We start from the raw sequence: 23,773 nt of genomic DNA on the forward strand, positions 1-23,773 counted from the left end.
AACCTCGCACGTGGAGAGAACAACAATGTTGAGATCCCTGAAATATTCGGCCCTGGCGTTGAGCTTGATGGGCGCGACACAGGCCATGGCAGGCCCCGATTTGACGGTCGTGTCCTTCGGTGGCGCGAACAAGGCGGCGCAGGTCAAGGCCTTCTACGCCCCGTGGGAAAGCGCGGGCAACGGCAAGATCGTCGCCGGCGAGTACAACGGTGAAATGGCCAAGGTCAAGGCCATGGTCGACACCAAGAGCGTGTCCTGGGACCTGGTGGAAGTCGAGTCGCCGGAGCTCTCCCGTGGCTGTGACGAAGACATGTTCGAACCCCTGGACCCGAAACTGTTCGGCAACCCGGGCGACTATGTGAAGGGCGCGATCCAGCCGTGTGGCGTGGGCTTCTTTGTGTGGTCCACCGTGCTGGCCTACAACGCCGATAAACTGAAAGCACCGCCAGGCGGCTGGGCAGATTTCTGGGACACCAAGAAATTCCCGGGCAAACGCGGCCTGCGCAAGGGCGCCAAGTACACCCTTGAATTCGCCTTGATGGCTGACGGCGTGGCACCGAAGGATGTGTACAAAGTGCTGGCCGGCAAAGATGGCCAGGACCGTGCGTTCAAGAAGCTCGATGAGCTCAAGCCGTACATCCAGTGGTGGGAAGCGGGCGCCCAACCGCCGCAATACCTCGCTTCTGGCGACGTCGTGATGAGTTCTGCCTACAACGGCCGGATCGCTGCCGTGCAGAAGGAAAGCAACCTGAAAGTGGTGTGGAACGGCGGGATCTACGACTTCGACGCCTGGGCGATTCCAAAAGGCCTGGCGAAAGACCGTGCCGACGCGGCGAAAAAATTCATCGCCTTCTCGGTGCAGCCGCAGCAGCAGAAGACCTACTCGGAAAACATCGCCTACGGCCCGGCCAATACCCAGGCGGTACCGTTGCTGGCGAAGGACATCCTCAAGGACATGCCGACAACCCCGGAGAATATCGCCAACCAGGTGCAGATCGACGTGAGCTTCTGGGCGGATAACGGTGAGCAACTGGAGCAGCGCTTTAACGCGTGGGCGGCCAAGTAACCACCACACCCAGGGTGAATGGGCTTTTTGTGGCGAGGGGGCTTGTCCCCCGTTGGGCTGCGAAGCGGCCCTGAAACCAGCCACCGCGGTCAGCCTGAAAAACCGCGGTGGCTTTACTGGGGCTGCTGCGCAGCCCAACGGGGGACAAGCCCCCTCGCCACAGGTGTGGGCCCTCACAGGTCTGCATTCTTTTTTACGATCCGGAGTTCGCCATGGCCATCGCCATTCCCAGCCCCACCCTGAAACAGCGCCTGGCGCGTGCCGAGCGGCTCAACCGCTGGAAGGCCCAGGCCTTGATCGCGCCGCTGGTGGTGTTTTTGCTGCTGGTGTTCCTGGTGCCGATTGTGGCGCTGCTGTACAAAAGCGTCGGCAACCCGGAAGTGGTGGGCGGCCTGCCGCGCACGGTGGTGGCGGTGACGGCCTGGGACGGTCGTGGCCTGCCCGGCGAGCCGGTGTACCAGGCCATCAGCGAAGACCTGGGCGAAGCCCGGAAAAACTCGACCCTGGGCGACCTTTCCAAGCGCTTGAACATGGAACTGGCGGGCTATCGCAGCCTGCTGACGAAAACCGCGCGGGCGCTGCCGTTTACCGAAGCGCCTGCCTCCTATAAAGAAGCGCTGGAAAACCTCGACGAACGCTGGGGCGATCCGGCGTACTGGCAGGCGATCCGGCGCAACACCAGCAGCCTCACGCCTTATTACTTGCTGGCCGCCGTCGATCATCGCATCGACGACCTCGGCGAAATCGCCCCGGCCACGCCGGACCAGGCGATCTACCTCGACATCTTCGCCCGTACCTTCTGGATGGGCCTGGTCATCACCGTGTGCTGCCTGCTGCTGGCCTACCCGCTGGCTTACCTGCTGGCCAACCTGCCGGCGCGGCAAAGCAACCTGCTGATGATCCTGGTGCTGTTGCCGTTCTGGACGTCGGTGCTGGTGCGGGTGGCGGCCTGGATTGTGTTGCTGCAGTCCGGCGGCTTGATCAACAGTGCGCTGATGGGCATGGGCCTGATCGACAAACCGGTGGAGCTGGTGTTCAACCGGCTGGGGGTCTACATCTCCATGGTGCACATCCTGCTGCCGTTCATGATTCTGCCGATCTACAGCGTGATGAAAGGCATCTCGCCGACCTACATGCGCGCGGCGATTTCCCTGGGCTGCCACCCGTTCGCCAGCTTCTGGCGCGTGTACTTCCCGCAGACCTACGCGGGCGTCGGCGCCGGCTGCCTGTTGGTGTTCATTTTGGCGATCGGCTACTACATCACCCCGGCCTTGCTGGGCAGCCCGAACGACCAGATGGTCAGCTACTTCGTGGCCTTCTACACCAACACCAGCATCAACTGGGGCATGGCCACGGCCTTGGGCGGCTTGCTGCTGCTGGCTACCGTGGTGCTGTACCTGATCTACAACTGGCTGGTAGGCGCCAGCCGCCTGCGCCTGAGCTGAGGAGACCGTTGCGATGCTGAGCCCTTATATGTCGCCCGTGGAACGGGTCTGGTTCTACAGCTTGCGGATTCTCTGCGGCCTGATCCTGTTGTTCCTGATCCTGCCGGTGCTGGTGATCATTCCGCTGTCGTTCAACAGTGGAAGTTTCCTGGTGTACCCACTGCAAGGTTTCTCGTTGCACTGGTACCAGGACTTCTTCGGTTCGGCGGAGTGGATGCGCGCCCTGAAGAACAGCATCATCGTCGCCCCGGCGGCGACGGTGCTGGCAATGGTGTTCGGCACGCTGGCGGCGATTGGCCTGACGCGCGGGAATTTTCCCGGCAAGGCGCTGGTAATGGCCCTGGTGATTTCGCCGATGGTGGTGCCGGTGGTGATTATCGGCGTGGCCAGTTACCTGTTCTTCGCGCCGCTGGGCCTGGGCAACAGCTTCTTCTCGCTGATCGTGGTGCACGCGGTGTTGGGCGTGCCGTTTGTGATCATCACTGTGTCGGCAACCTTGCAGGGCTTCAACCATAACCTGGTGCGGGCGGCGGCCAGCCTGGGCGCGTCCCCGCTGACGGCGTTTCGCCGGGTGACCTTGCCGTTGATTGCACCGGGGGTGATCTCCGGTGCGCTGTTTGCCTTTGCCACCTCGTTCGATGAAGTGGTGGTGACGCTGTTCCTCGCCGGGCCCGAGCAGGCGACGTTGCCCCGGCAGATGTTCAGCGGTATCCGCGAAAACCTCAGCCCAACCATTGCGGCGGCGGCGACCTTGTTGATCGCCTTCTCGGTGGTGCTGTTGCTGACCCTGGAATGGCTGCGCGGGCGCAGCGAGAAACTGCGTACGGCCCAAGTCTAAAGGCCAACTCTCGGTTAAATGTGGGAGCTGGCTTGCCTGCGATGCGGGCGACTCGGTTTTTCAGTTGCACCGAATTGATGCTATCGCAGGCAAGCCAGCTCCCACAGGGAACGTGCCATTCAGCTGCTGAATGGCTGACAACCTGCAATCTGAAGCTACTCTTGTGCCAGCCCATAACTGATAAGAGGCCGCGCACATGAGTACTTCCTCATTCAAGATCGCCCACAAACTGCTCACCGGCCCAGGCGCCATCGAGCAACTGGCCGCCGAGCTGACGCGGCTGGATGTCGACAACCCGCTGATTGTCACCGACGCGGCGCTGGTCAAATCCGGTACCGTGGGGCTGGCGCTGGAGCACCTGGGCGAACGGACCTATGAAATTTTCGACCGCGTGCTGCCCGACCCGGAAATCGCCATCGTCGAAGACTGCATGCGCGTTTACCGTGAAGGCGGGCATGACGGGCTGATCGGCGTCGGCGGCGGCAGTGCCATCGACATCGCCAAGAGCGTCGCGGCCTACGCCGGTTACCACGGTGCCCTGGCCGACCTGTTCGGCGTGGACCAGGTGCCACGCAAAGGTCCGCCGCTGATCGCGATTCCCACCACCGCCGGCACTGGTTCGGAGGTGACCAATGTGGCGATTCTGTCGGACAAGGTCGCGCAGCTGAAAAAAGGCATCGTCAGCGATTACCTGCTGCCGGACGTGGCCCTGATCAGCCCGCAAATGACCCTGACCTGCCCCCGCAGTGTCACGGCTGCCAGTGGTGTGGACGCGCTGGTGCATGCCGTTGAGTCCTACCTGTCGCTGAATGCTTCGCCGATTACCGACGCACTGGCCATCGGCGCGATCAAGCTGATCGCCAAGGCGCTGCCCAAGGCCTACGCCAACCCCGCCAACCTGCAGGCCCGTGACGACATGGCCACCGCCAGCCTGATGGCCGGCATGGCGTTCGGCAATGCTGGCGTGGGCGCGGTGCATGCGTTGGCGTATCCGCTGGGCGGGCGTTTCAATATCGCCCACGGCGTGAGCAATGCCTTGCTGCTGCCCTACGTGATGCACTGGAACAAGCTGGCGTGCGTGGAGCGCATGCAGGAGATTGCCCAGGCCATGGGCGTGAATGTAACGGGTCTGAGTGCGGTGGATGCCGCCGACCAGGCCGTCGATGCGATGACGCGACTGTGTGCCGCAGTCGAGATCCCGTCAGGCCTGCGCAGCTTCGGTGTGCCCGAGGAGGCGATCCCGGCCATGGCGGTAGAAGCGGCGGGGATCGAGCGGTTGATGCGCAACAATCCGCGCAAGCTGAGCGCGGCGGATATCGAGAAAATCTACCGGGCAGCGTTCTAACCATTGAGCGAGGTCACGGTGCGCGCGGCAAAGCATGAGGTATACAATGCGCGCCATCGTGATTTAGCTCAAAAAAGGTGCGTCATGCAGCCCTTCGTCATTGCTCCATCGATTCTCTCCGCCGACTTCGCCCGCCTGGGCGAGGAAGTGGACAACGTGTTGGCCGCCGGTGCCGACTTCGTTCACTTCGATGTCATGGACAACCACTATGTGCCGAACCTGACCATTGGTCCGATGGTCTGCGCCGCCCTGCGTAAATACGGCGTGACTGCGCCTATCGACGCCCATTTGATGGTGAGCCCGGTGGACCGCATCGTCGGCGACTTCATCGAAGCCGGCGCGACCTACATCACCTTCCACCCGGAAGCCACGCTGCACGTGGACCGCACCCTGCAGTTGATCCGCGAGGGCGGTTGCAAGGCCGGCCTGGTGTTCAACCCGGCCACCCCGCTGAACGTGCTTGAGTACGTGATGGATAAGGTCGACATGGTGCTGTTGATGAGCGTCAACCCGGGCTTTGGCGGGCAGAAGTTCATCCCCGGTACTCTCAACAAGCTGCGCGAAGCGCGGGCGCTGATCGATGCGTCGGGCCGGGATATCCGCCTGGAGATCGACGGGGGCGTCAACGTCAACAACATCCGCGAAATCGCCGCCGCTGGCGCCGACACCTTTGTGGCCGGCTCGGCGATCTTCAATGCCCCGGACTATCAGGAAGTGATCGCCAAGATGCGTGCAGAACTGGCGCTGGCGCGTCCATGAGCGGCTTTGAGCAGCTATTCCCCGGCAAACTGCCACGGCTGGTGATGTTCGATCTGGACGGTACGTTGATCGATTCCGTGCCGGATCTGGCGGCTGCGGTGGACGCCATGCTGCTCAAGCTCGGTCGCAAGCCGGCGGGTGTCGAGTCGGTGCGCGAGTGGGTTGGCAACGGCGTGCAGATGCTGGTACGCCGGGCCCTGGCCAACAACATCGACGCCGAGGGTGTCGATGAGGTGGAGGCCGAGCATGCCCTTGAGCTGTTCAACGTGGCGTATGAAAACGGCCACGAGCTGACCGTGGTCTATCCCGGTGTGCGCGACACCCTGAAGTGGCTGCACAAACAGGGTGTGGAAATGGCCCTGATCACCAACAAGCCGGAGCGCTTTGTCGCGCCGCTGCTGGATCAGATGAAGATCGGCCGGTATTTCCGCTGGATTATCGGTGGCGATACCTTGCCGCAGAAGAAGCCGGACCCGGCGGCGCTGTTCTTCGTGATGAAAATGGCCAATATCCCGGCCTCCCAATCGCTGTTTGTCGGCGATTCGCGCAGCGATGTGCTGGCGGCGAAGGCGGCGGGGGTCAAGTGCGTGGCCTTGAGTTATGGCTACAACCATGGCCGGCCGATCGCCGAAGAATCCCCGGCGCTGGTGATTGATGACCTGCGCCTGTTAATCCCCGGTTGCTTGGGAGCGGGCGCTGAGATAACGTTGCCCGACGCTGTTCCATCCCCTTCTGGAAATCCCATCGTGGTGGTCACTCGCAAACTCTGGATGAAAGTCATCAAGGCCCTGGCCCGCTGGCGTTGGCGCGCCTGACTGATCCTGGCCGCGCTGCGGCACGTTTGCACACCTGACCGTTAGACCCTCACGCCACGAGGCACCTCATGATCCGCGAAGAATTCCTGCGTTTGGCCGCTGCCGGCTACAACCGTATCCCCATGGCCTGTGAAACCCTGGCCGACTTCGACACCCCGCTGTCGATCTACCTGAAGCTGGCCGATGAGCCCAACTCCTATCTGCTGGAATCGGTGCAGGGCGGCGAGAAATGGGGCCGTTATTCGATCATCGGCCTGCCGTGCCGCACGGTGCTGCGCGTACATGATCACCATGTCAGCATCACCCTGGACGGCGTGGAGATCGAAAGCCACGACGTGGAAGACCCGCTGGCCTTCGTCGAAGATTTCAAGGCGCGCTACAACGTGCCGACCATCGCCGGCCTGCCGCGTTTCAACGGCGGCCTGGTGGGTTACTTCGGCTACGACTGCGTGCGCTACGTGGAGAAACGCCTGGGCAAATGCCCGAACCCCGATCCGTTGGGAGTGCCGGACATTCTGTTGATGGTCTCCGACGCGGTGGTGGTGTTCGACAACCTTGCCGGCAAGATGCACGCGATCGTGTTGGCGGATCCTTCCCAGGCCGATGCCTTCGAGCAAGGCCAGGCCAGCCTCGAAGCGCTGCTGGAGAAGCTGCGCCAGCCGATCACCCCGCGCCGTGGCCTGGACCTCAGCCGTCCGCCGGCGGCGGACCCGGTGTTCCGCTCCAGCTTTACCCAGGATGACTACGAGCGTGCGGTCGATACCATCAAGGAATACATCCTTGCCGGTGACTGCATGCAGGTGGTGCCGTCGCAACGCATGTCCATCGACTTCAAGGCTGCGCCGATTGATTTGTACCGGGCGCTGCGCTGCTTCAACCCGACGCCGTACATGTACTTCTTCAACTTTGGCGACTTCCACGTAGTGGGCAGTTCGCCGGAAGTGCTGGTGCGGGTCGAAGACAACCTGATCACCGTGCGCCCGATTGCCGGCACGCGCCCTCGCGGTGCGACCGAAGAGGCTGACCTGGCGCTGGAACAGGACCTGTTGAGCGACGACAAGGAAATCGCCGAGCACTTGATGCTGATCGACCTGGGTCGCAACGACACCGGGCGTGTCTCGGAAATCGGTTCGGTGAAGCTCACCGAGAAGATGGTGATCGAGCGTTACTCCAACGTGATGCACATCGTGTCCAACGTCACCGGTGAGCTGAAGGCCGGGTTGACCGCGATGGATGCACTGCGGGCGATCCTGCCGGCGGGCACCTTGTCGGGCGCACCGAAGATTCGCGCGATGGAAATCATCGACGAACTGGAGCCGGTCAAGCGTGGCGTGTATGGCGGGGCGGTGGGGTATTTCGCCTGGAACGGCAATATGGACACCGCGATCGCGATCCGTACGGCGGTGATCAAGGACGGCGAGCTGCACGTGCAGGCGGGCGGCGGGATTGTGGCCGACTCGGTGCCGGCCCTGGAATGGGAAGAAACGCTGAACAAGCGCCGGGCGATGTTCCGGGCGGTGGCGCTGGCCGAGCAAACGCCGCAGGGCTAACCGCTGATCTCGATCCAAATGTGGGAGCCGGGCTTGCCCGCGATGGCGGTGTGACAGTCGACAGATTAGTTGACTGATCTACCGCTATCGCAGGCAAGCCAGCTCCCACAGTTGTTTTGTGAGGGATTTAAGATCGCCTCAGAAATCCAGGCTCACCCCGACACTCACCCCTTGCTGGGTAAAGTTGTCATCCTTTCTCACGTTATAGGCCGCATTCAACGCGAGGTCCTTGGTCAGCTTGTGGGTGATTCCCAGGTTCAAGCGATCCGAATTGCTGCGTGGCGTGTAGCCGTCCAGTTTGAAATCAATCCCCGGCACGCTGTTGAGTGACATGCCTACCCGCTGCGTATCGTTTTCAAACTCGTGCTCGTGGGCCACTTCGCCGAACACCAGGGTTTGCGGAGTGACGCGGTAGTTGGCTTGCAAGCCGATCCCCAGACGCTTGGAGTCACGCTGTTGGTCATCAAAGGTCAACGCCGTAGACCGCACGTCTTTCTCTGAATAACCCTTCACCTCGACCCGCGAATAGTCGGCGCTGATAAACGGCGAGAAGTGCCATTCGCTGTTCGGTTCGGCGATGTCGTAGCCAACGCGTGCGCTCAAGGCCCATAGCCAGCCGTCAGTGTCGCCTTTCTCGGTGCCTTCGCTGACGCCCAGGGCGAACTTGCGCTTGAGGTTGTCGAAGTCCAGCTTGCCGCCGGTCAACGCGGCGTCGGCCCACCAATGATCTTCCTGATACTGGGCGAACGCGGTGCCCATATAACTGTTGAGTTTGTAGTCCGAATCGCTGGCGCCGGCCTCAAGACTCTGGCGATAGAAGCCTGCTGCCACACCCACGCGCCACTCGTCATTGAGCCGGTAGCTGCCGCCGATGTTCAGGTTGTAGCCGCTGCCGTCCCCGCTGGCCGAGCTGTTTTGATCATCGAAGTCCAGGTGCTGGCCGCCGGCGGCGACAATCGCGCGCCATTGGCCCACCGCCTGCCAGTTGCCGGAGTCGGCTTGCCATTGGTTGCGCAGTTCATCCTGATGGGCGCGCAAGGTGCCTTGGGCCATTTCCGGCAGCAGGGTGATTTCCCAGGGCGCGGCGAGCAACGAATAGGCGTAGTCGGCGATCAATACCTGGCCGGCTTCGGTGGGGTGGACGGTGTCGTTGTAAATCAGCTTGGTCGGGTCCGGGTTGGTGCCGCCCACGCCATACACCGGATTCCTGCAGGTGGTGCCGCTGAAGCAGGTCTGGTTGAGGTTCTGGTCGGTGGCAAAGCCAAAACGCCCGGGGTCGGCAAAGGTTTCCTTGAGCAGCAACGGAATGTTCAGCGGGATAATTTGCGCATCGATCTGCGACAGGCGCTGCACCAGGGTCTGGTTGAAGACGCCGGCCAAGGCGCTGACGGTGCCTTGGAGCGGCGTGCCATTGACCGCAGGTGTCAGGCCCAGGTCCGGCAGCATCCACACCATCACATAGCGGGCGCCTGCCTGTTGCAGGGCCTGGGCGCTGTTGGCCAGGCGCCCGGCTGCGGCCGAAGCCTGATCGGGGCTGAGGACCAGGCCGTCGAGGAAGTCATTACCGCCGCCGGAGAGAAAGTACAACGCGTTGGGGTCGGCTCGGCCACCCGTTGATGCCAGGTATCCGGGGCGTGTACGCAACACTTGCCCGGTGTCGCTATCTGTGACGGTGGAGTTACCGGTGATGGCATCGTAGATCTGCTGAGTGGTGTAGCCGCCGACCGCCCAGTTGTTGCCGTCTGCCTGGCCCTGCGCGGCCCGCTCCGGCGAGGTGGAGGCATTCAGGTCGCCCGGGGCAACCCCCAGTTTGCCGCCCAATAACGTCGAGGAAATCAGCGAAGTGCTTTCGCCGCTGCCGTCGAAGTATTGCGGGCCGGTGCGGTTGGTGAAGCGATAAGTTGATCCGGGGGCGCCAGGGTCGGCGAATGTCCCGGCATCAGCCAGGCTGTCGCCGAACACGATCATGGTCGAGTAGGGTGACGGTGCGGCAAACGCCTGGGAGCAGGCCAGGGTTAACAGGCAGCCGACGAGTGGGGCGAAGTAGGGCTTTTTGGTCATGAGTCCGTCCATGATTTTATTTTTTTGTCTGCACTATGACTGTAGCGACCTCGCAAGGGTTCTGAAAAATTGACGCCAATTATCGGTCGGGCAGTTTTCCCCGTATTTGCGGCTCCATATTGCACCGCTGGCGAGGCTACGTTACTGTGCTTGGACGTATGAATGAGACCCTCCCCGTGTTGATCATCAGCAAACTCTTGATGCGAGTAGTCAAGGCACACGCCCGTTGGCGTTGGCGCGCCTAACTTTTCTCTACCGGCCACGCCGGACCTGTACCGATTTGCCTTCTTCACCCTCTGTTTGACGCCCCTTGCCGGCCAACCCCGGCAACCGGAACGTGCGTCTGGCAGCGGGTCACTCCCTTGGAAGGCCGTCATTAGAAGTCAGTGAATTCAAGAGGTTTTAGCCCACATGTTGCTGATGATTGATAACTACGACTCCTTTACCTACAACGTTGTGCAGTACCTGGGCGAGCTCGGCGCCGAGGTCAAGGTGGTGCGCAATGACGAACTGACCGTGGCGCAAATCGCCGCGTTGAACCCGGAACGCATCGTCGTTTCCCCGGGGCCGTGCACGCCGACCGAAGCCGGCATCTCCCTCGAAGCCATCCAATATTTCGCCGGCAAGCTGCCGATCCTGGGCGTCTGCCTGGGTCACCAGTCCATCGGCCAGGCGTTCGGCGGCGACGTGGTTCGCGCCCGCCAGGTGATGCACGGCAAGACCAGCCCGGTGTTCCACAAGGACCAGGGCGTATTCCACGGCTTGAATCTGCCGGTGACGGTGACCCGTTACCACTCGTTGGTGGTCAAGCGTGAAACCCTGCCCGAGTGCCTTGAGCTGACGGCCTGGACCCAGTTGGAAGACGGCTCCGTCGACGAGATCATGGGCCTGCGTCACAAGACATTGAACGTTGAAGGGGTGCAATTTCACCCGGAATCGATTCTGACCGAGCAGGGCTTCGAGCTGTTCGCTAACTTTCTCAAGCAGAGCGGCGGCACGCGCTAAGGACTTTTTATGGATATCAAGACTGCCCTGAGCCGTATCGTCGGCCATCTGGACCTGAGCACCGCTGAAATGAGCGATGTGATGCGCGAGATCATGACCGGTCAATGCACCGACGCACAGATTGGCGCGTTCATGATGGCCATGCGCATGAAGAGCGAAAGCATCGACGAAATCGTCGGCGCCGTGTCGGTGATGCGTGAGTTGGCGGACAAGGTCGAACTCAAGACCCTCGACGGCGTGGTCGACGTGGTCGGCACCGGCGGCGACGGCGCGAATATCTTCAACGTGTCGACGGCTTCTTCCTTTGTGGTGGCGGCTGCCGGCTGCACCGTGGCCAAACACGGTAACCGTGCGGTTTCGGGCAAAAGCGGCAGTGCCGACTTGCTGGAAGCGGCAGGTATCTACCTGAACCTGACCCCCGTACAAGTGGCGCGCTGCATTGATAACGTCGGCATCGGCTTCATGTTTGCCCAGTCCCATCATGGCGCGATGAAACACGCCGCCGGCCCGCGCAAAGAGTTGGGCTTGCGCACCCTGTTCAACATGCTCGGCCCGCTTACGAATCCGGCCGGCGTGAAACATCAGGTGGTGGGCGTGTTCAGCCAGGCGTTGTGCCGGCCATTGGCCGAAGTGTTGCAACGCCTGGGCAGCAAGCATGTGCTGGTGGTGCATTCCAAAGACGGCCTGGACGAGTTCAGCCTGGCAGCACCGACCTTCGTGGCGGAGCTGAAGAACGATGAAGTCACCGAGTATTGGGTCGAACCCGAAGACCTCGGCATGAAAAGCCAGAGCCTGCACGGCCTGGCAGTGGAAAGCCCGGCAGCCTCCCTTGAATTGATTCGCGATGCCCTGGGGCGTCGCAAGACCGAAAACGGCCAGAAAGCCGCAGAAATGATCGTGCTCAATGCCGGTGCGGCACTGTATGCCGCGGATCACGCCTACAGTCTCAAAGAGGGTGTTGCCCTCGCTCATGATGCATTGCACACCGGGCTGGCGCGCGAAAAGCTCGAAGAACTGGGTGCGTTTACTGCGGTGTTCAAAGTGGAGAATGAAGGATGAGTGTTCCGACCGTTCTGGAAAAAATCCTGGCCCGCAAGGCAGAAGAAGTCGCCGAGCGCCGTGCCCGGGTCAGCCTGGCCGAGCTGGAAGGCCTGGCTAAAAGCGCCGATGCACCGCGCGGTTTTGCCAATGCGCTGATCAAGCAGGCCAAGGACAAGCAGCCGGCCGTCATCGCTGAAATCAAAAAGGCTTCGCCTAGCAAGGGCGTGATTCGCGAGATCTTCGTCCCTGAAGACATTGCCAAGAGCTATGAGAAGGGCGGCGCGACATGCCTCTCGGTGTTGACCGATATCGACTACTTCCAGGGTTCCGACCTGTACCTGCAGCAAGCGCGTGCCGCGTGCTCGCTGCCGGTGATCCGCAAGGACTTCATGGTCGACCCGTACCAGATCGTCGAAGCCCGCGCGCTGGGCGCCGATTGCGTGCTGCTGATCGTCTCCGCACTGGACGATGTGAAGATGGCCGAACTGGCTGCCGTGGCCAAAAGCGTCGGCCTCGATGTACTGGTGGAAGTGCACGACGGTGATGAGCTGGAGCGCGCACTGAAAACCCTCGACACACCGTTGGTGGGCGTCAACAACCGCAACCTGCACACCTTTGAAGTCAGCCTGGAAAACACCCTCGACCTGTTGCCGCGTATTCCGCGTGACCGGTTGGTGATTACCGAAAGTGGCATCGTCAATCGCGCCGATGTTGAACTGATGGAGATCAGCGGCGTGTACTCGTTCCTGGTGGGCGAAACCTTCATGCGTGCTGAGAACCCGGGGGCCGAGTTGCAGCGCCTGTTCTTCCCGGAGCGTGGCGTTGCCGTCAGTGGCTCGACCCTGGATTGATGATGACCCAGCCGGTGGCGATGACGGTGGAGGCAGGCCTTAAGGCCGAGCAGGATTTGCTAGCCGCCGTCTGCGCGGGTGAGCAACCCTTCGGCCTGTTGTTCTGGCAGCCGAGTGACCAAGCGCTGGTGATGCCTCGTCGTCTGAGCCGGCTTCCGGCATTCGAAACCGCCAGTCAGGTCTCGGCTGACGCCGGTTGGCCAGTGCTGTTGCGGGAAACGGGCGGTGAGCCCGTCCCGCAATCGGCCGCCACGGTCAATATCGCGCTGGTCTACGCGCCGCCGCGCAGTGAAGGTGACCAAGGCCGCATCGAAACCGGCTACCAGCGTTTGTGCCAGCCGATTTGCGACCTGCTTATCGAACTGGGCGGCAATGCGTCGGTGGGTGAGATCGACGGTGCGTTTTGCGACGGTCGCTACAACGTCAACCTCGATGGCCGCAAAATGGTCGGTACCGCCCAGCGCTGGCGCCAGAGTGGCGGGCGTCCGGTGGGCTTGGTGCATGGTGCATTGCTGCTGGACGACTATCGCGTCGAGTTGATCGCGGCGGTCAATCGCTTCAATCGAGCCTGCGGCCTGGAACAACGGGTGCGTGCCGAAAGCCACATCGCCCTGCACGAGGCCTTTGCTGCGCCAGACGCGATCGCCCGGCTCGACACGTTATACCGCCAGATGCTCGCGAGTTTCCTGCCGGATTAACGGGTGCCGTATACCACCATGGTCTTGCCTTTGACATGGACCAGGTTGCGTTCCTCCAGGTCCTTGAGCACCCGGCCTACCATTTCCCTTGAGCAACCCACGATCCGGCCAATCTCCTGGCGGGTGATCTTGATCTGCATGCCGTCGGGATGGGTCATGGCGTCTGGTTGCTTGCACAGTTCCAACAGGCAGCGGGCAACCCGGCCGGTGACGTCGAAGAACGCCAGGTCGCCGACTTTACGCGTGGTGTCTCGCAGGCGCTGGGCGATCTGGCCGCTCAGGGCGTACAGAATGTCGGGATCCTGCTGGGCCAGTTCGCGAAATTTCGCATAGCTGATCTCCGCCACTTCGCATTCAACCTTGGCCCGCACCCATGCGCTGCGCTGCTGTTCCTTGCCGGCTTGTTCGAATAGCCCGAGTTCACCGAAGAAATCACCGGTATTGAGGTAGGCGATGATCATTTCGCGACCATCGTCATCCTCGATCAGGATGGTGACCGAGCCTTTGATAATGAAGAACAGGGATTCCGAGCGCTCGCCCGCGCAGATGATGTTGTGCTTGGCCGGATGACGCCGGCGCTGACAATGCATCAGCAGTTTGTCGAGGTTCTTGATTTTGGGTGTGGGAGTAATAGCAACCATGGTTGTATCCCGAAAAGACTGCACGGTGTTGTTGAGCTTGTTTTTTTGTCCAGCGCGATCAACGGTTAAGCTACATCATCCGGTGGATGGCAATGCGCCATTGATTTGGCGCCAGCTTAACAGACACATTCTGACTCCATTAGGGAATTTACCCAGCAAACGCTGCTGTTGATCGCTTTCATGGGAAACGCTGCCGGCCCAAAGCCCTGTGCTAAGCTGGCGACCCTTTTTTAGCAGTGGAGTCTGGGCGATGAAGGCACGCATCCAATGGGCGGGCGAAGCCATGTTCCTCGGTGAGTCGGGCAGTGGCCACGTGGTGGTCATGGATGGCCCGCCGGAGGCCGGTGGCCGCAACCTGGGCGTACGCCCGATGGAAATGCTCCTGCTCGGTGTAGGCGGTTGCAGCAATTTCGACGTGGTCAGCATCCTGAAGAAGTCCCGCCAGGCGGTGGAAAGCTGCGAAGCGTTCCTGGAAGCCGAGCGTGCGACCGAAGACCCCAAGGTGTTTACCAGGATCCACATGCACTTCGTGGTCAAGGGCCGGGCGTTGAAAGAAGCCCAGGTCAAGCGCGCCATTGAGCTGTCGGCAGAGAAGTACTGCTCGGCCTCGATCATGCTGGGCGCTGCCGGCGTTGTCATCACTCATGACTACGAGATCATTGAGTTGGGCTGATTCTTCAATCGGCAAAAAGAAAGGGCGCTTAAAGGCGCCCTTTCTTGTTTTTTGTAGGACCTGGCTCAGATGCGGTAAGTGCTCTTGGTCATGACCTTGGCCAGCAGGCTCATGCCAAATTTCACCGGTGCCGGGAAGCGGAAACCGCCCGCGTCCAGCGCGCTTTCGGCGTGATGTTCTTCATCAATGCGCATCTGCTCAAGAATCGCCCGGGATTTTTCGTCCTCGGCCGGCAGTTGCTCAAGGTGCTCATTGAGGTGTTTGCACACCTGATGCTCGGTGGCGGCCACAAAACCCAGGCTGACTTTGTCGCTGATCAGCCCGGCCACTGCGCCAATGCCAAACGATAAACCGTAGAACAGCGGGTTCAGCACGCTCGGGTGGCTGTTCAGCTGGCGAATACGTTGTTCGCACCAGGCCAGGTGATCGATTTCTTCTTCAGCAGCATGCTCCATCGCGGCGCGCACTTGCGGCAGCTTGGCGGTCAGGGCCTGGCCTTGATACAGCGCCTGGGCACAGACTTCGCCGGTATGGTTGATGCGCATCAGGCCGGCGACGTGGCGGGTCTCGGTCTCGCTCATCTGCGCTTCTGGCTGCACGATGGCGGGCGACGGGCGGTGCGGCTGGCCGCTGAAGGGCAGCAGCGTGCGCATGGCCGTATCGGCTTGCAGCAACAGGCGATCAATCGGCGAGTAGTGACGTTGGGTAGTCATGCTGACCTCCGGGAAGAATCTCGGCGGCCAGTTTACCGCAAGAGAGGGGGAAGCGTTTGCGCTGGGTCAAATTGCTTGTGTGGCGAGGGAGCTTGCTCCCGCTGGAGTGCGCAGCGCTCCCGGTTTTGTGCGGCCGCTATGCGGCCCAGCGGGAGCAAGCTCCCTCGCCACAGGTAGTGCTCAGCCCGGCGGCCAGTTCATCTGGCGCTGACCCAGTACATGCATATGGATGTGATAAACGGTCTGCCCGCCGTCTTCGTTGCAGTTCATCACCACGCGGAAGCCCTTTTCGCAGCCTTGTTCAACGGCCAGGCGTTGGGCGGTGAACAGGATATGCCCGGCCAGCGCCTTGTCTTCCTCGGTGAGGTCGTTGAGGGTGCGGATCGGCTTTTTCGGAATCACCAGGAAATGCACGGGTGCCATTGGCGCGATGTCGTGGAAGGCCAGGACCTGGTCATCTTCGTAGATGATCCTCGCGGGTATTTCTCTGTTGATGATCTTGGTGAACAGAGTATCCACAGCTGTTTCTCCATTGTGAAAGTGCAGGGTGAGTGTACGCAGGCGATCAGCGCGGGCAATAGGCCTTGTTGATGGCGCCGGCGATCTTGCGCGTCAGCCAGCGCGGGCTCAGCCGCGGGCTGAACGCCAGCCAGCGATTACGCCGGCCAGGGATGATGATGGCTTTGTTCTTGGCCAGGGCGCGCACGGTGTAGAGCGCGACTTCCTCGGGACTCATCAGCTGTTGGCTGCGGTCCAGCTTGGCGGTGTCCATTTGTGCGGTGCCGAAGAACGCAGTGCGGGTCGGGCCGGGGCAGAGTACCGAGACCTTGATCCCGCAGGTCTTCAGTTCCTCGCGCAAGCCTTCGGAGAAGTGCAGCACGTAGGCCTTGCTGGCGTAGTAGGTACTCATCCACGGCCCCGGCTGGAAAGCGGCAACCGACGCGACGTTGAGAATCTGCCCGCCGCCGTGCAGGGCCATGGCATTGCCGAGGGCGTGGCACATGCGGGTCAGGGCCAGGATGTTGACTTCCATCAGGTCCTGCTCGGTCATCCAGTCCTGCGCCAGGAACGGGCCGCTGGTACCGATGCCGGCGCAGTTGACCAGCAGGTCGATCTGCCGTTCGCCTTCCTCAAGCTCCAGCAGGAACCCGGACAGCCGCAAGGGCTCGCCCAGGTCGCAGGCGCGGAACAGTACTTCGACGCCAAAGCGCTGAGTCAATTCGATTGCAATGCTTTCCAACTGATCACGCTGGCGGGCCACCAGAATCAAGCTGCGGCCGCGACGGGCCAGTGCTTCGGCCAAGGCCAGGCCGATACCGCTGGAGGCACCGGTGATCAGAGCGTAACGGGTCATGCGTTTCTCCATCGCAACGCTACCGGGCCTGTGACAGAGGCGTCACAGGCGTCGGGCGTTTTTCACTGTTGCGTAGAGTCTACAGGTTCGGCTGTGTCGTCAGCACTTTGCACGTCGACTTCATCGACTGTGGTGGCCTGGTCGCTGTCGTCATCGGAATTGATGGAGCTGCTTTCGTAGCTGCCGCCTACGTCGCTTTCCAGTTGATCCAGGTAGCCGCTCATGCCCACTAACACTGCGCCGGCAAACACCAGCGGAATGAATGCCAGCCACAGGGCGGACAGGATTTTTACCGCGGTAGAGTTGCGCGGCGGTGGTGCGCCGTACTGGTTGGCGCCTGTATTGCCCGGGAGAACCATCAGCAGAATCGGGAAGATGCTGCCTACGAAGGGCACCAGGTGCAGGAACCACAGCCAGCCGGACCAACCCAGGTCATGCAGGCGCTGCACCGTGATCTGCACGCTCACCCACACCGCGGCCACGAGGAGGGCGATCCCGACCAAGAAGCCAATGACCATGGCAATCGTCGGGGACACCGCCGCGATCCCCAGCCCGACAGTAAAGAACGCGCCCGAGACGAGCAGCATCACCACGCTTAACACCAGCGTCCATGCCAGGAAGCGCAGGCGCCCGATACGTCCGTTGACGGTGAATACTTTAAGGGTGGAAAACTCCGGCAGGTTCTCCCCGACGGCGGCCCGGGGCGGGGCGTAAGGCGAAGCGGCCGGGCGGGTGTAATCAGCGGCGCTGGCGGAGTCCGTTTCGTGGGTTTCGGCAAGGCTGAAGGCGACGGGTTGCTCTTCTTCAATGCGCGCATCGACCCCGGCGTTTTTCAGCGCTTGCAGGTAGGTCTCGGCATCGGCGCGGGAAAGGTCGCGTTTCAGGGCGACCGGGCGGCCGGTGAAGAGCTTTTCGATGGCTTCCACTTCGCTTTTGAACAGCTCGGCGAGGTTCAGCTTGGCGGTGGTGCTTTCGACACCCGGGAGCAATGCGCCATCAAACACAATCTTGAAACGGTTGTCGCTCATGCGGGCATCCTTGTCACTTGAAGGGGGGAGGCCTGCTTCGATCAGCAGGCTTTACATCGCGGATCAGCGTGGCCAGCGTTTAGGCAATTGCGCCGCGTGCTCGAGCGCCTTGCGGTATTCGGCATCCAGGCGGGCCACGAGTTCATCGACGCTGGGCAAATCATCAATTTCACCGACGCCCTGGCCGGCAGACCACACGGTCTTCCAGGCTTTGGCTTCGTCGTTGAGTGGCTTGAGCTTGGAGCCGAAATTGACTTCGCCTTTGCCTTGCAGCGCAGCGAGGTCGAAACCGGCGTTTTCCAGGCTCTGGCGCATGAAACTTGCGGGAACGCCGGAGACGGCTGGAGTGTGCACGATGTCGGCGGCGCGCGATGTGAGCAGCATCTCTTTATAGGCATCCGGGGCATGGCTTTCGGTGGTGCCGATAAAACGGGTACCGAAATAGGCCAGGTCGGCGCCGAGCAGTTGCGCGGCCAGGATCTCGTGGCCGTGGTTGAGGCAGCCCGCGAGCAGCAGGGTCTTGTCGAAGAACTGACGGATTTCTGCAATCAGCGAGAACGGGCTCCAGGTGCCGGCATGGCCACCGGCGCCCGCTGCCACGGCGATCAAGCCATCCACGCCGGCTTCAGCGGCTTTCTCGGCATGACGCCGGGTGGTGACGTCGTGGAAGACCAGGCCGCCGTAGCTGTGTACGGCGTCCACTAATTCTTTCACCGCGCCCAGGCTGGTGATGACGATCGGCACTTTGTGCTCGACGCAGATCGCCAGGTCAGCTTCCACACGCGGGTTGCTGTTGTGCACGATCAGGTTGACCGCGTAGGGCGCCGGTTTGTCCAGCAGCGCCAGGCCCGCTTCGATCTCTTCCAGCCACGCCTTGAAGCCGCTGCTTTCCCGCTGGTTGAGTGCCGGGAAGCTGCCGACGATCCCGTTACGGCAGCAAGCCAGGACCAGTTGCGGATTGGAAATCAGAAACATCGGCGCAGCCACCACGGGCAGGCGCAGGTTTTGTTCGAGCGAAGCGGGCAGCGACATTGGAAGTACCCCGAGTAATAGGAATTAGAACGGTTTGACCACGACCAAAATTACGATAGCCAGCAATATCAGAACCGGCACTTCATTGAACCAGCGATAAAAGACATGGCTGCGGGTGTTTTCGCCACGGGCAAAACGTTTTACCTGCGCGCCGCACATGTGGTGGTAGCCGATGAGCAACACCACCAGGGTCAACTTGGCGTGGATCCATGCGCCGGATTGGAAGATGGCGGGGTTGAGGTAGATCAGCCAGCCACCGAAGATCAGGGTGGCAATCATCGCCGGCCCCATGATGCCGCGGTACAGCTTGCGCTCCATGATGCTGAAGCGTTCCTTGCTGACGGTGTCCTCGCTTTGGGCGTGATAGACGAACAGGCGCGGAAGGTAGAACAGCCCGGCAAACCAGCAGACGATGCTGACGATATGAAAGGCTTTGACCCATAGATAAAGCATTTTTAGTTATTCCCAGGTTCACGGTAGCTGAAGATAGTAGTGGCTCAAGCGTCTACACGTCACGTTGACGGTTGTCGCAGGACGATACGGACCCTATTATCGACGGCTTTCCAGTGGGTTCGTTGAGGGCAGGTTTATGGTCAAGGTCGGTATCGTCGGCGGCACGGGTTACACCGGTGTCGAATTGCTGCGTCTGTTGGCTCAGCATCCGCAAGCTGAGGTGGTGGTGATCACTTCCCGATCCGAGGCCGGCCTGGCGGTGGCCGACATGTATCCGAACCTGCGAGGCCATTACGACGGCCTGGCGTTCAGCGTTCCGGATATCGCGACGCTGGGTGCGTGTGATGTGGTGTTCTTTGCCACCCCCCACGGTGTTGCCCATGCCCTGGCGGGCGAGTTGCTGGCCGCTGGCACCAAGGTAATCGACTTGTCGGCAGACTTCCGCCTGCAGGACGCCGATGAGTGGGCCAAGTGGTACGGCCAGCCACACGGCGCGCCGGAGCTGCTGGAAGAGGCGGTGTATGGCCTGCCGGAAGTCAATCGCGAGCAGATCAAGCAAGCGCGCCTGATTGCCGTACCGGGTTGCTATCCGACCGCTACGCAGTTGGGATTCCTGCCCTTGCTGGAGGCCGGGTTGGCGGACGCATCGCGGCTGATTGCTGACTGCAAGTCGGGCGTCAGCGGCGCTGGTCGTGGCGCTGCAGTCGGTTCGCTTTACTCCGAGACGTCGGAAAGCATGAAAGCCTATGCGGTCAAAGGCCACCGTCACTTGCCGGAAATTCGCCAGGGGCTGCGTCGCGCAGCCGGCAAAGAGGTTGGCCTGACGTTTGTGCCGCACCTGACGCCGATGATTCGCGGGATCCACTCCACCCTGTATGCAACCGTCGTCGATCGTTCTGTGGATCTGCAGGCGCTGTTTGAAAAACGGTATGCCAACGAACCGTTCGTCGATGTGATGCCGGCGGGCAGCCACCCGGAAACCCGCAGCGTGCGCGGTGCCAACGTGTGCCGTATCGCGGTGCATCGTCCGCAGGATGGTGATCTGGTGGTGGTGTTGTCGGTGATCGATAACCTGGTCAAGGGCGCGTCTGGCCAGGCCGTGCAGAACATGAACATCCTGTTTGGCCTGGATGAGAAGCTGGGCCTGTCCCACGCGGGCATGCTGCCGTAAGTTTTCTGCTGTTGCGCAAAGGCCCGTTGATCGGGCCTTTCGTGTTTTTAATGGCCGCTGCGCAGATTGATATACCGTAACAATAGTTGACCGCTTTTCTAGGAGAAGCGGATAATGCCCGCCATCACGCATATGGCGGCGCTACGCCGGGAGATTATCAGCATGAGCGTTGAATCCTTCACCCCCACGGCTTTGCAATTCACCCACGGTGCTGCGCACAAGGTGAAGAGCCTGGTCGATGAAGAGGGTAATGATCGCTTGAAGCTGCGCGTATTTGTTACGGGCGGCGGTTGTTCAGGGTTTCAGTACGGTTTCACCTTCGATGAAGACGTGGCCGATGACGACACCATCGTTGAGCGCGAGGGCGTAAGCCTGGTCGTCGATCCGATGAGCTTCCAGTACCTGGCAGGAGCCGAGGTGGACTATCAGGAAGGTCTGGAAGGTTCGCGCTTCGTGATCAAGAACCCGAATGCCACCACCACTTGTGGTTGCGGGTCTTCGTTCTCGATCTGATCGACAGCGGAAGTAAAAACGCCGCTTGGCCTGGATAGGGTCAAGCGGCGTTTTGCTGTGTGGAGTTCAGGCGGGGTAGATGGCGCCGAGTACGCGAAGGCCACGGGCGCCGGTGACGCTGGGGCGGTTGGCGGCGATGCCTTCCAGGCAGCAATGGGCCAGCCAGGCGAAGGCCATGGCTTCGACCCAGTCGGGGTCTACGCCGTAGGTGGCGGTGCTGCTCACTTGAGTGGCGGGCAGTAAGGCGCTCAGGCGGTTCATCAAGGTCGTGTTGTGGGCGCCGCCGCCGCAAACCAGCAGGGCCTCGGTTTGAGGTTGTGCGGTTTGCAGGGATTCGACGATCGTCTGGGCGGTCAGCTCAAGCAATGTGGCTTGTACGTCCTGAGCTGCGAATGACGGTAACCGGCCCAAGTGATGTTCCAGCCATCCCAGGTTGAAGACTTCGCGCCCAGTGCTTTTTGGCCCTTTGGTCACGAAGAATGGGTCGCTGAGCAACGCCTTGAGTAGCTGCGGTTCAACCTTTCCTGTGGCCGCCCACTGGCCGTCGCGATCAAAGTTCTCGCCGCGTTGCTGGTGAACCCAGGCATCGAGCAGGACATTGCCCGGGCCGCAGTCGAAGCCTGCGACCGGTTTACCGGTCTCGATCAGGCTGAGGTTGCTGAAGCCGCCGACATTCAACACGGCGCGGTTGCCGGTACGCTCACCAAACAATGCCTCATGAAAGGCGGGCACCAGCGGCGCGCCTTGGCCACCGGCGGCGACATCGCGGCTGCGGAAGTCACTGACGACGGTGATTCCGGTCAGTTCGGTGAGCAGCGCCGGGTTGCCTATCTGTACGGTAAAACCCCGTGCAGGTTCGTGGCGAATGGTCTGCCCGTGGCTGCCAATCGCGCGAATGTCCTGGGGCTTGAGCTTCTGCTGGTCCAGCAGGGCATGAATGCCTTGGGCGGCGAGTGTCACCCAGTGGTGCTGGGCGATCGCCGAGCGGGCAATCTCATCCGGGCCGCTGGCACAAAGGCCGAGCAGCTCGGAACGCAGGGACTCAGGCATGGGGATGTAGTGGGTGGCGATCAGCTTGATCGCCGGGGCCTGCTCGATCAGCGCAACGTCCAGGCCATCAAGGCTGGTCCCGGACATCACACCTATATAGAGCGACATGGCTTAGCGTTTCGCCGAGGCCAGGAGGGTAGAGCGCTCCTGATCCATGCGGGCCATCAGTGGCTGGCTCTGCTGCAGGAAGCGAGCGCGCTCGGCCTTGGCGATGGGATCAGCCATCGGCAGCTTCTGACCCAGCGGGTCGACGTGCACGCCGTTGACCTGGAACTCATAGTGCAAGTGCGGGCCGGTGGACAGGCCGGTGGTGCCGATGTAGCCGATCACCTGGCCTTGCTTGACGTTGCTGCCCGTCTGAACGCCTTTGGCGAAGCCTTGCATGTGGCCATACAGCGTACGGTAGGTGTTGCCGTGCTGGATGATCACCGTGTTGCCATAGCCGCCACGGCGACCCGCCAGCAATACTTTGCCGTCACCGGCGGCCTTGATCGGCGTGCCACGCGGGGCGGCGTAGTCGACGCCTTTGTGAGCGCGAATTTTGTTCAGAATTGGATGCTTGCGACCCATCGAGAAACGCGAGCTAATACGGGCGAAGTCAACCGGAGTACGGATGAAAGCCTTGCGCATGCTGTTGCCGTCGGCGGTGTAGTAGCTGCTGTTGCCTTGTTTATTGGTGTAGCGCACGGCGGTGTAGGTCTTGCCGCGGTTGGTGAACCGCGCAGAAAGGATGTTGCCGGTGCCGACGACCTTGCCGTTGGCGACCTTCTGTTCGTAGATCACGTCGAATTCGTCACCCTGGCGAATGTCCTGGGCGAAGTCGATGTCATAGCCAAACACGCTGGCCATGTCCATGGTCATGCTGTGGGACAGGCCGGCGCGGGCGGCGGATTGCGACAGCGAACTGTTGATCACGCCGTGTACATAGGCAGAGCGCATGACTGGCTTGGTGGTGATGCGATTGAACGCAAAGCCCTTGGCGCCTTTGGTCAGCGTGATGCTTTCCAGGTCACTGACGTTGCTGTGCAGGTTGTTCAACTGGCCGTCGGGGGTGAATTCGAATTCAAGCTTCTGGCCGTGCTTGAGCTGGGTGAACTGCTTGGCCTGCTTGTCGCTGGCCAGCACATCGTTAACTGTCGCGGCAGGAAGGCCGACCTTTTCGAACAGGGTCGAAAGGGTGTCGCCTTTGGCAACAATCACTTCACGGTGTAGCGGGTTCTTGGGTGCTTCTACTGCAGGCTCGGCCTGTGCAGTCTCTTTAGTGTCTTCGGCGCTGTTTTCGATCTGGGCAAACGGCGATTCTGCGGCGCCATTTGTGGCTTGTAGTGCGTCGGAAGCGTCTTGATCTTGTGTCAGTTGCTCAGCCGGACTTTCAAGGTCAAGGCTCAGTGTCGTTCGTTTGGCTTCTACATCGCTGGAAGGGAATACCAGGAGTGCCAGGCTCAGAAGGGCGGCGATCCCACTTGCGGCGAGCAGGTGGGTCTTCGGGTAAAGCGGCGGCGCTTTAGACGGTTCTGTGGTCATAAGTAATTTTGACTTTGAAAAGATGAATTGGAAAAGATGAATGACATGATGAAGATGAAATAACTGTATAAAATATAACCAAATCATCTGTGGTGCAAGCTTGCGAACGCTAGGCTTGCTGAACGGTGTCCGTGCGCAGGGCAAAAC

General features: G+C 61.1%; 24 protein-coding genes. 14 read left to right on the top strand and 10 right to left on the bottom strand.

The annotated features are described in order from the left end of the window. The first annotated feature begins 25 nt into the window (after positions 1–25). The 7 genes from HKK54_RS13535 to trpE all read left to right on the top strand — a co-directional run bounded on the left by HKK54_RS13535 (position 26) and on the right by trpE (position 7,818). Positions 26–1,066: an ABC transporter substrate-binding protein gene (locus HKK54_RS13535; protein WP_010167251.1), complete on the top strand. Its 1,041-nt coding sequence runs from the start codon at positions 26–28 to the stop codon at positions 1,064–1,066. Positions 1,067–1,278: 212 nt separating this feature from the next. Beyond that, positions 1,279–2,511: an ABC transporter permease gene (locus tag HKK54_RS13540; protein ID WP_010167250.1), complete on the top strand. Its 1,233-nt coding sequence runs from the start codon at positions 1,279–1,281 to the stop codon at positions 2,509–2,511. A gap of 13 nt (positions 2,512–2,524) precedes the next feature. Beyond that, on the top strand, positions 2,525–3,349 hold the full coding sequence (locus tag HKK54_RS13545; RefSeq protein WP_010167249.1) for an ABC transporter permease: 825 nt from the start codon (positions 2,525–2,527) through the stop codon (positions 3,347–3,349). Positions 3,350–3,545: 196 nt separating this feature from the next. Continuing rightward, positions 3,546–4,694 (top strand): iron-containing alcohol dehydrogenase, encoded by a 1,149-nt coding sequence (locus HKK54_RS13550; RefSeq protein ID WP_169387001.1) that lies wholly within the window; start codon positions 3,546–3,548, stop codon positions 4,692–4,694. A gap of 84 nt (positions 4,695–4,778) precedes the next feature. After that, positions 4,779–5,453 (top strand): ribulose-phosphate 3-epimerase, encoded by a 675-nt coding sequence (gene rpe, locus HKK54_RS13555; protein WP_169387002.1) that lies wholly within the window; start codon positions 4,779–4,781, stop codon positions 5,451–5,453. Beyond that, positions 5,450–6,268 (top strand): phosphoglycolate phosphatase, encoded by an 819-nt coding sequence (locus HKK54_RS13560; protein WP_010167246.1) that lies wholly within the window; start codon positions 5,450–5,452, stop codon positions 6,266–6,268. Before rpe ends, HKK54_RS13560 begins: the two co-directional genes overlap by 4 nt. A gap of 68 nt (positions 6,269–6,336) precedes the next feature. After that, complete coding sequence (trpE, locus tag HKK54_RS13565; protein WP_010167244.1) at positions 6,337–7,818, top strand: anthranilate synthase component I; 1,482 nt, start codon at positions 6,337–6,339, stop codon at positions 7,816–7,818. A 138-nt stretch (positions 7,819–7,956) separates the two neighbouring features. Here the strand turns inward: trpE and estP are convergent, their stop codons facing one another. After that, a complete protein-coding gene (gene estP, locus HKK54_RS13570) occupies positions 7,957–9,879 on the bottom strand; it encodes an esterase EstP (RefSeq protein WP_169387003.1) in 1,923 nt (640 codons plus the stop codon). A gap of 411 nt (positions 9,880–10,290) precedes the next feature. On the opposite strand from estP, the gene HKK54_RS13575 reads away from it, so the two are divergent. The 4 genes from HKK54_RS13575 to HKK54_RS13590 are packed head-to-tail and all read left to right on the top strand — an operon-like array spanning position 10,291 to position 13,474. Beyond that, on the top strand, positions 10,291–10,884 hold the full coding sequence (locus HKK54_RS13575) for an aminodeoxychorismate/anthranilate synthase component II (protein WP_010167237.1): 594 nt from the start codon (positions 10,291–10,293) through the stop codon (positions 10,882–10,884). A 9-nt stretch (positions 10,885–10,893) separates the two neighbouring features. Then, positions 10,894–11,943, top strand: coding sequence for an anthranilate phosphoribosyltransferase (gene trpD / locus HKK54_RS13580; protein ID WP_010167236.1), 1,050 nt, complete (start codon positions 10,894–10,896; stop codon positions 11,941–11,943). Continuing rightward, the gene (gene trpC / locus HKK54_RS13585; RefSeq protein ID WP_010167234.1) at positions 11,940–12,776 is read left to right on the top strand and encodes an indole-3-glycerol phosphate synthase TrpC; all 837 of its coding nucleotides are present in this window, start codon (positions 11,940–11,942) and stop codon (positions 12,774–12,776) included. The genes trpD and trpC overlap by 4 nt, the downstream gene beginning before the upstream one ends. A gap of 2 nt (positions 12,777–12,778) precedes the next feature. After that, complete coding sequence (locus HKK54_RS13590; RefSeq protein WP_169387004.1) at positions 12,779–13,474, top strand: lipoate--protein ligase family protein; 696 nt, start codon at positions 12,779–12,781, stop codon at positions 13,472–13,474. Here the strand turns inward: HKK54_RS13590 and crp are convergent. Beyond that, a complete protein-coding gene (crp, locus tag HKK54_RS13595) occupies positions 13,471–14,115 on the bottom strand; it encodes a cAMP-activated global transcriptional regulator CRP (protein WP_010167230.1) in 645 nt (214 codons plus the stop codon). The two genes, HKK54_RS13590 and crp, sit on opposite strands and share 4 nt — an antisense overlap. Positions 14,116–14,365: 250 nt before the next feature. Between crp and HKK54_RS13600 the strand changes: the two genes are divergently transcribed. Continuing rightward, positions 14,366–14,788, top strand: coding sequence for an OsmC family protein (locus tag HKK54_RS13600; protein ID WP_169387005.1), 423 nt, complete (start codon positions 14,366–14,368; stop codon positions 14,786–14,788). Positions 14,789–14,853: 65 nt separating this feature from the next. Here the strand turns inward: HKK54_RS13600 and coq7 are convergent, their stop codons facing one another. The 6 genes from coq7 to hemJ all read right to left on the bottom strand — a co-directional run bounded on the left by coq7 (position 14,854) and on the right by hemJ (position 19,368). Then, a complete protein-coding gene (coq7, locus tag HKK54_RS13605) occupies positions 14,854–15,501 on the bottom strand; it encodes a 2-polyprenyl-3-methyl-6-methoxy-1,4-benzoquinone monooxygenase (protein WP_010167223.1) in 648 nt (215 codons plus the stop codon). Positions 15,502–15,681: 180 nt separating this feature from the next. After that, positions 15,682–16,020, bottom strand: coding sequence for a histidine triad nucleotide-binding protein (locus HKK54_RS13610; RefSeq protein ID WP_010167221.1), 339 nt, complete (start codon positions 16,018–16,020; stop codon positions 15,682–15,684). Between the two features lie 46 nt (positions 16,021–16,066). Continuing rightward, a complete protein-coding gene (locus HKK54_RS13615; protein WP_010167219.1) occupies positions 16,067–16,855 on the bottom strand; it encodes an SDR family NAD(P)-dependent oxidoreductase in 789 nt (262 codons plus the stop codon). A gap of 62 nt (positions 16,856–16,917) precedes the next feature. After that, complete coding sequence (locus HKK54_RS13620; protein ID WP_010167217.1) at positions 16,918–17,883, bottom strand: DUF805 domain-containing protein; 966 nt, start codon at positions 17,881–17,883, stop codon at positions 16,918–16,920. 63 nt (positions 17,884–17,946) lie between these two features. Then, positions 17,947–18,915 (bottom strand): NAD(P)H-dependent flavin oxidoreductase, encoded by a 969-nt coding sequence (locus HKK54_RS13625; RefSeq protein ID WP_010167215.1) that lies wholly within the window; start codon positions 18,913–18,915, stop codon positions 17,947–17,949. A 24-nt stretch (positions 18,916–18,939) separates the two neighbouring features. Beyond that, complete coding sequence (hemJ, locus tag HKK54_RS13630) at positions 18,940–19,368, bottom strand: protoporphyrinogen oxidase HemJ (RefSeq protein WP_169387006.1); 429 nt, start codon at positions 19,366–19,368, stop codon at positions 18,940–18,942. 136 nt (positions 19,369–19,504) lie between these two features. On the opposite strand from hemJ, the gene argC reads away from it, so the two are divergent. Continuing rightward, positions 19,505–20,539, top strand: a complete 1,035-nt coding sequence (gene argC, locus HKK54_RS13635; RefSeq protein WP_169387007.1) for an N-acetyl-gamma-glutamyl-phosphate reductase — start codon at positions 19,505–19,507, stop codon at positions 20,537–20,539. 162 nt (positions 20,540–20,701) lie between these two features. Beyond that, positions 20,702–21,052, top strand: coding sequence for an iron-sulfur cluster insertion protein ErpA (gene erpA, locus HKK54_RS13640; protein WP_003176443.1), 351 nt, complete (start codon positions 20,702–20,704; stop codon positions 21,050–21,052). 66 nt (positions 21,053–21,118) lie between these two features. Here erpA and HKK54_RS13645 read toward each other — a convergent pair whose 3' ends face one another. Together HKK54_RS13645 and HKK54_RS13650 are read right to left on the bottom strand one after the other, a co-directional pair. Next, positions 21,119–22,210, bottom strand: coding sequence for an anhydro-N-acetylmuramic acid kinase (locus HKK54_RS13645; RefSeq protein WP_169387008.1), 1,092 nt, complete (start codon positions 22,208–22,210; stop codon positions 21,119–21,121). Between the two features lie 3 nt (positions 22,211–22,213). Then, positions 22,214–23,626 carry a peptidoglycan DD-metalloendopeptidase family protein gene (locus HKK54_RS13650; protein WP_169387009.1) on the bottom strand — a complete coding sequence of 471 codons (1,413 nt, stop codon included), beginning with the start codon at positions 23,624–23,626 and terminating at the stop codon, positions 22,214–22,216. Positions 23,627–23,773: the final 147 nt, after the last annotated feature.

The sequence above is a fragment of the Pseudomonas sp. ADAK13 genome, assembly GCF_012935715.1.
GTDB lineage: Bacteria > Pseudomonadota > Gammaproteobacteria > Pseudomonadales > Pseudomonadaceae > Aquipseudomonas.

Coding starts and splice junctions, on each gene's coding strand:
- crp (WP_010167230.1), bottom strand. CDS start 14,115: ATGGTTGCTATTACTCCCACACCCAAAATCAAGAACCTCGACAAACTG.
- HKK54_RS13650 (WP_169387009.1), bottom strand. CDS start 23,626: ATGACCACAGAACCGTCTAAAGCGCCGCCGCTTTACCCGAAGACCCAC.
- HKK54_RS13615 (WP_010167219.1), bottom strand. CDS start 16,855: ATGACCCGTTACGCTCTGATCACCGGTGCCTCCAGCGGTATCGGCCTG.
- HKK54_RS13535 (WP_010167251.1), top strand. CDS start 26: ATGTTGAGATCCCTGAAATATTCGGCCCTGGCGTTGAGCTTGATGGGC.
- coq7 (WP_010167223.1), bottom strand. CDS start 15,501: ATGACTACCCAACGTCACTACTCGCCGATTGATCGCCTGTTGCTGCAA.
- HKK54_RS13600 (WP_169387005.1), top strand. CDS start 14,366: ATGAAGGCACGCATCCAATGGGCGGGCGAAGCCATGTTCCTCGGTGAG.
- HKK54_RS13545 (WP_010167249.1), top strand. CDS start 2,525: ATGCTGAGCCCTTATATGTCGCCCGTGGAACGGGTCTGGTTCTACAGC.
- rpe (WP_169387002.1), top strand. CDS start 4,779: ATGCAGCCCTTCGTCATTGCTCCATCGATTCTCTCCGCCGACTTCGCC.
- HKK54_RS13540 (WP_010167250.1), top strand. CDS start 1,279: ATGGCCATCGCCATTCCCAGCCCCACCCTGAAACAGCGCCTGGCGCGT.
- estP (WP_169387003.1), bottom strand. CDS start 9,879: ATGACCAAAAAGCCCTACTTCGCCCCACTCGTCGGCTGCCTGTTAACC.
- HKK54_RS13620 (WP_010167217.1), bottom strand. CDS start 17,883: ATGAGCGACAACCGTTTCAAGATTGTGTTTGATGGCGCATTGCTCCCG.
- hemJ (WP_169387006.1), bottom strand. CDS start 19,368: ATGCTTTATCTATGGGTCAAAGCCTTTCATATCGTCAGCATCGTCTGC.
- HKK54_RS13590 (WP_169387004.1), top strand. CDS start 12,779: ATGACCCAGCCGGTGGCGATGACGGTGGAGGCAGGCCTTAAGGCCGAG.
- erpA (WP_003176443.1), top strand. CDS start 20,702: ATGAGCGTTGAATCCTTCACCCCCACGGCTTTGCAATTCACCCACGGT.
- HKK54_RS13645 (WP_169387008.1), bottom strand. CDS start 22,210: ATGTCGCTCTATATAGGTGTGATGTCCGGGACCAGCCTTGATGGCCTG.
- HKK54_RS13625 (WP_010167215.1), bottom strand. CDS start 18,915: ATGTCGCTGCCCGCTTCGCTCGAACAAAACCTGCGCCTGCCCGTGGTG.
- HKK54_RS13560 (WP_010167246.1), top strand. CDS start 5,450: ATGAGCGGCTTTGAGCAGCTATTCCCCGGCAAACTGCCACGGCTGGTG.
- trpD (WP_010167236.1), top strand. CDS start 10,894: ATGGATATCAAGACTGCCCTGAGCCGTATCGTCGGCCATCTGGACCTG.
- trpC (WP_010167234.1), top strand. CDS start 11,940: ATGAGTGTTCCGACCGTTCTGGAAAAAATCCTGGCCCGCAAGGCAGAA.
- argC (WP_169387007.1), top strand. CDS start 19,505: ATGGTCAAGGTCGGTATCGTCGGCGGCACGGGTTACACCGGTGTCGAA.
- trpE (WP_010167244.1), top strand. CDS start 6,337: ATGATCCGCGAAGAATTCCTGCGTTTGGCCGCTGCCGGCTACAACCGT.
- HKK54_RS13575 (WP_010167237.1), top strand. CDS start 10,291: ATGTTGCTGATGATTGATAACTACGACTCCTTTACCTACAACGTTGTG.
- HKK54_RS13550 (WP_169387001.1), top strand. CDS start 3,546: ATGAGTACTTCCTCATTCAAGATCGCCCACAAACTGCTCACCGGCCCA.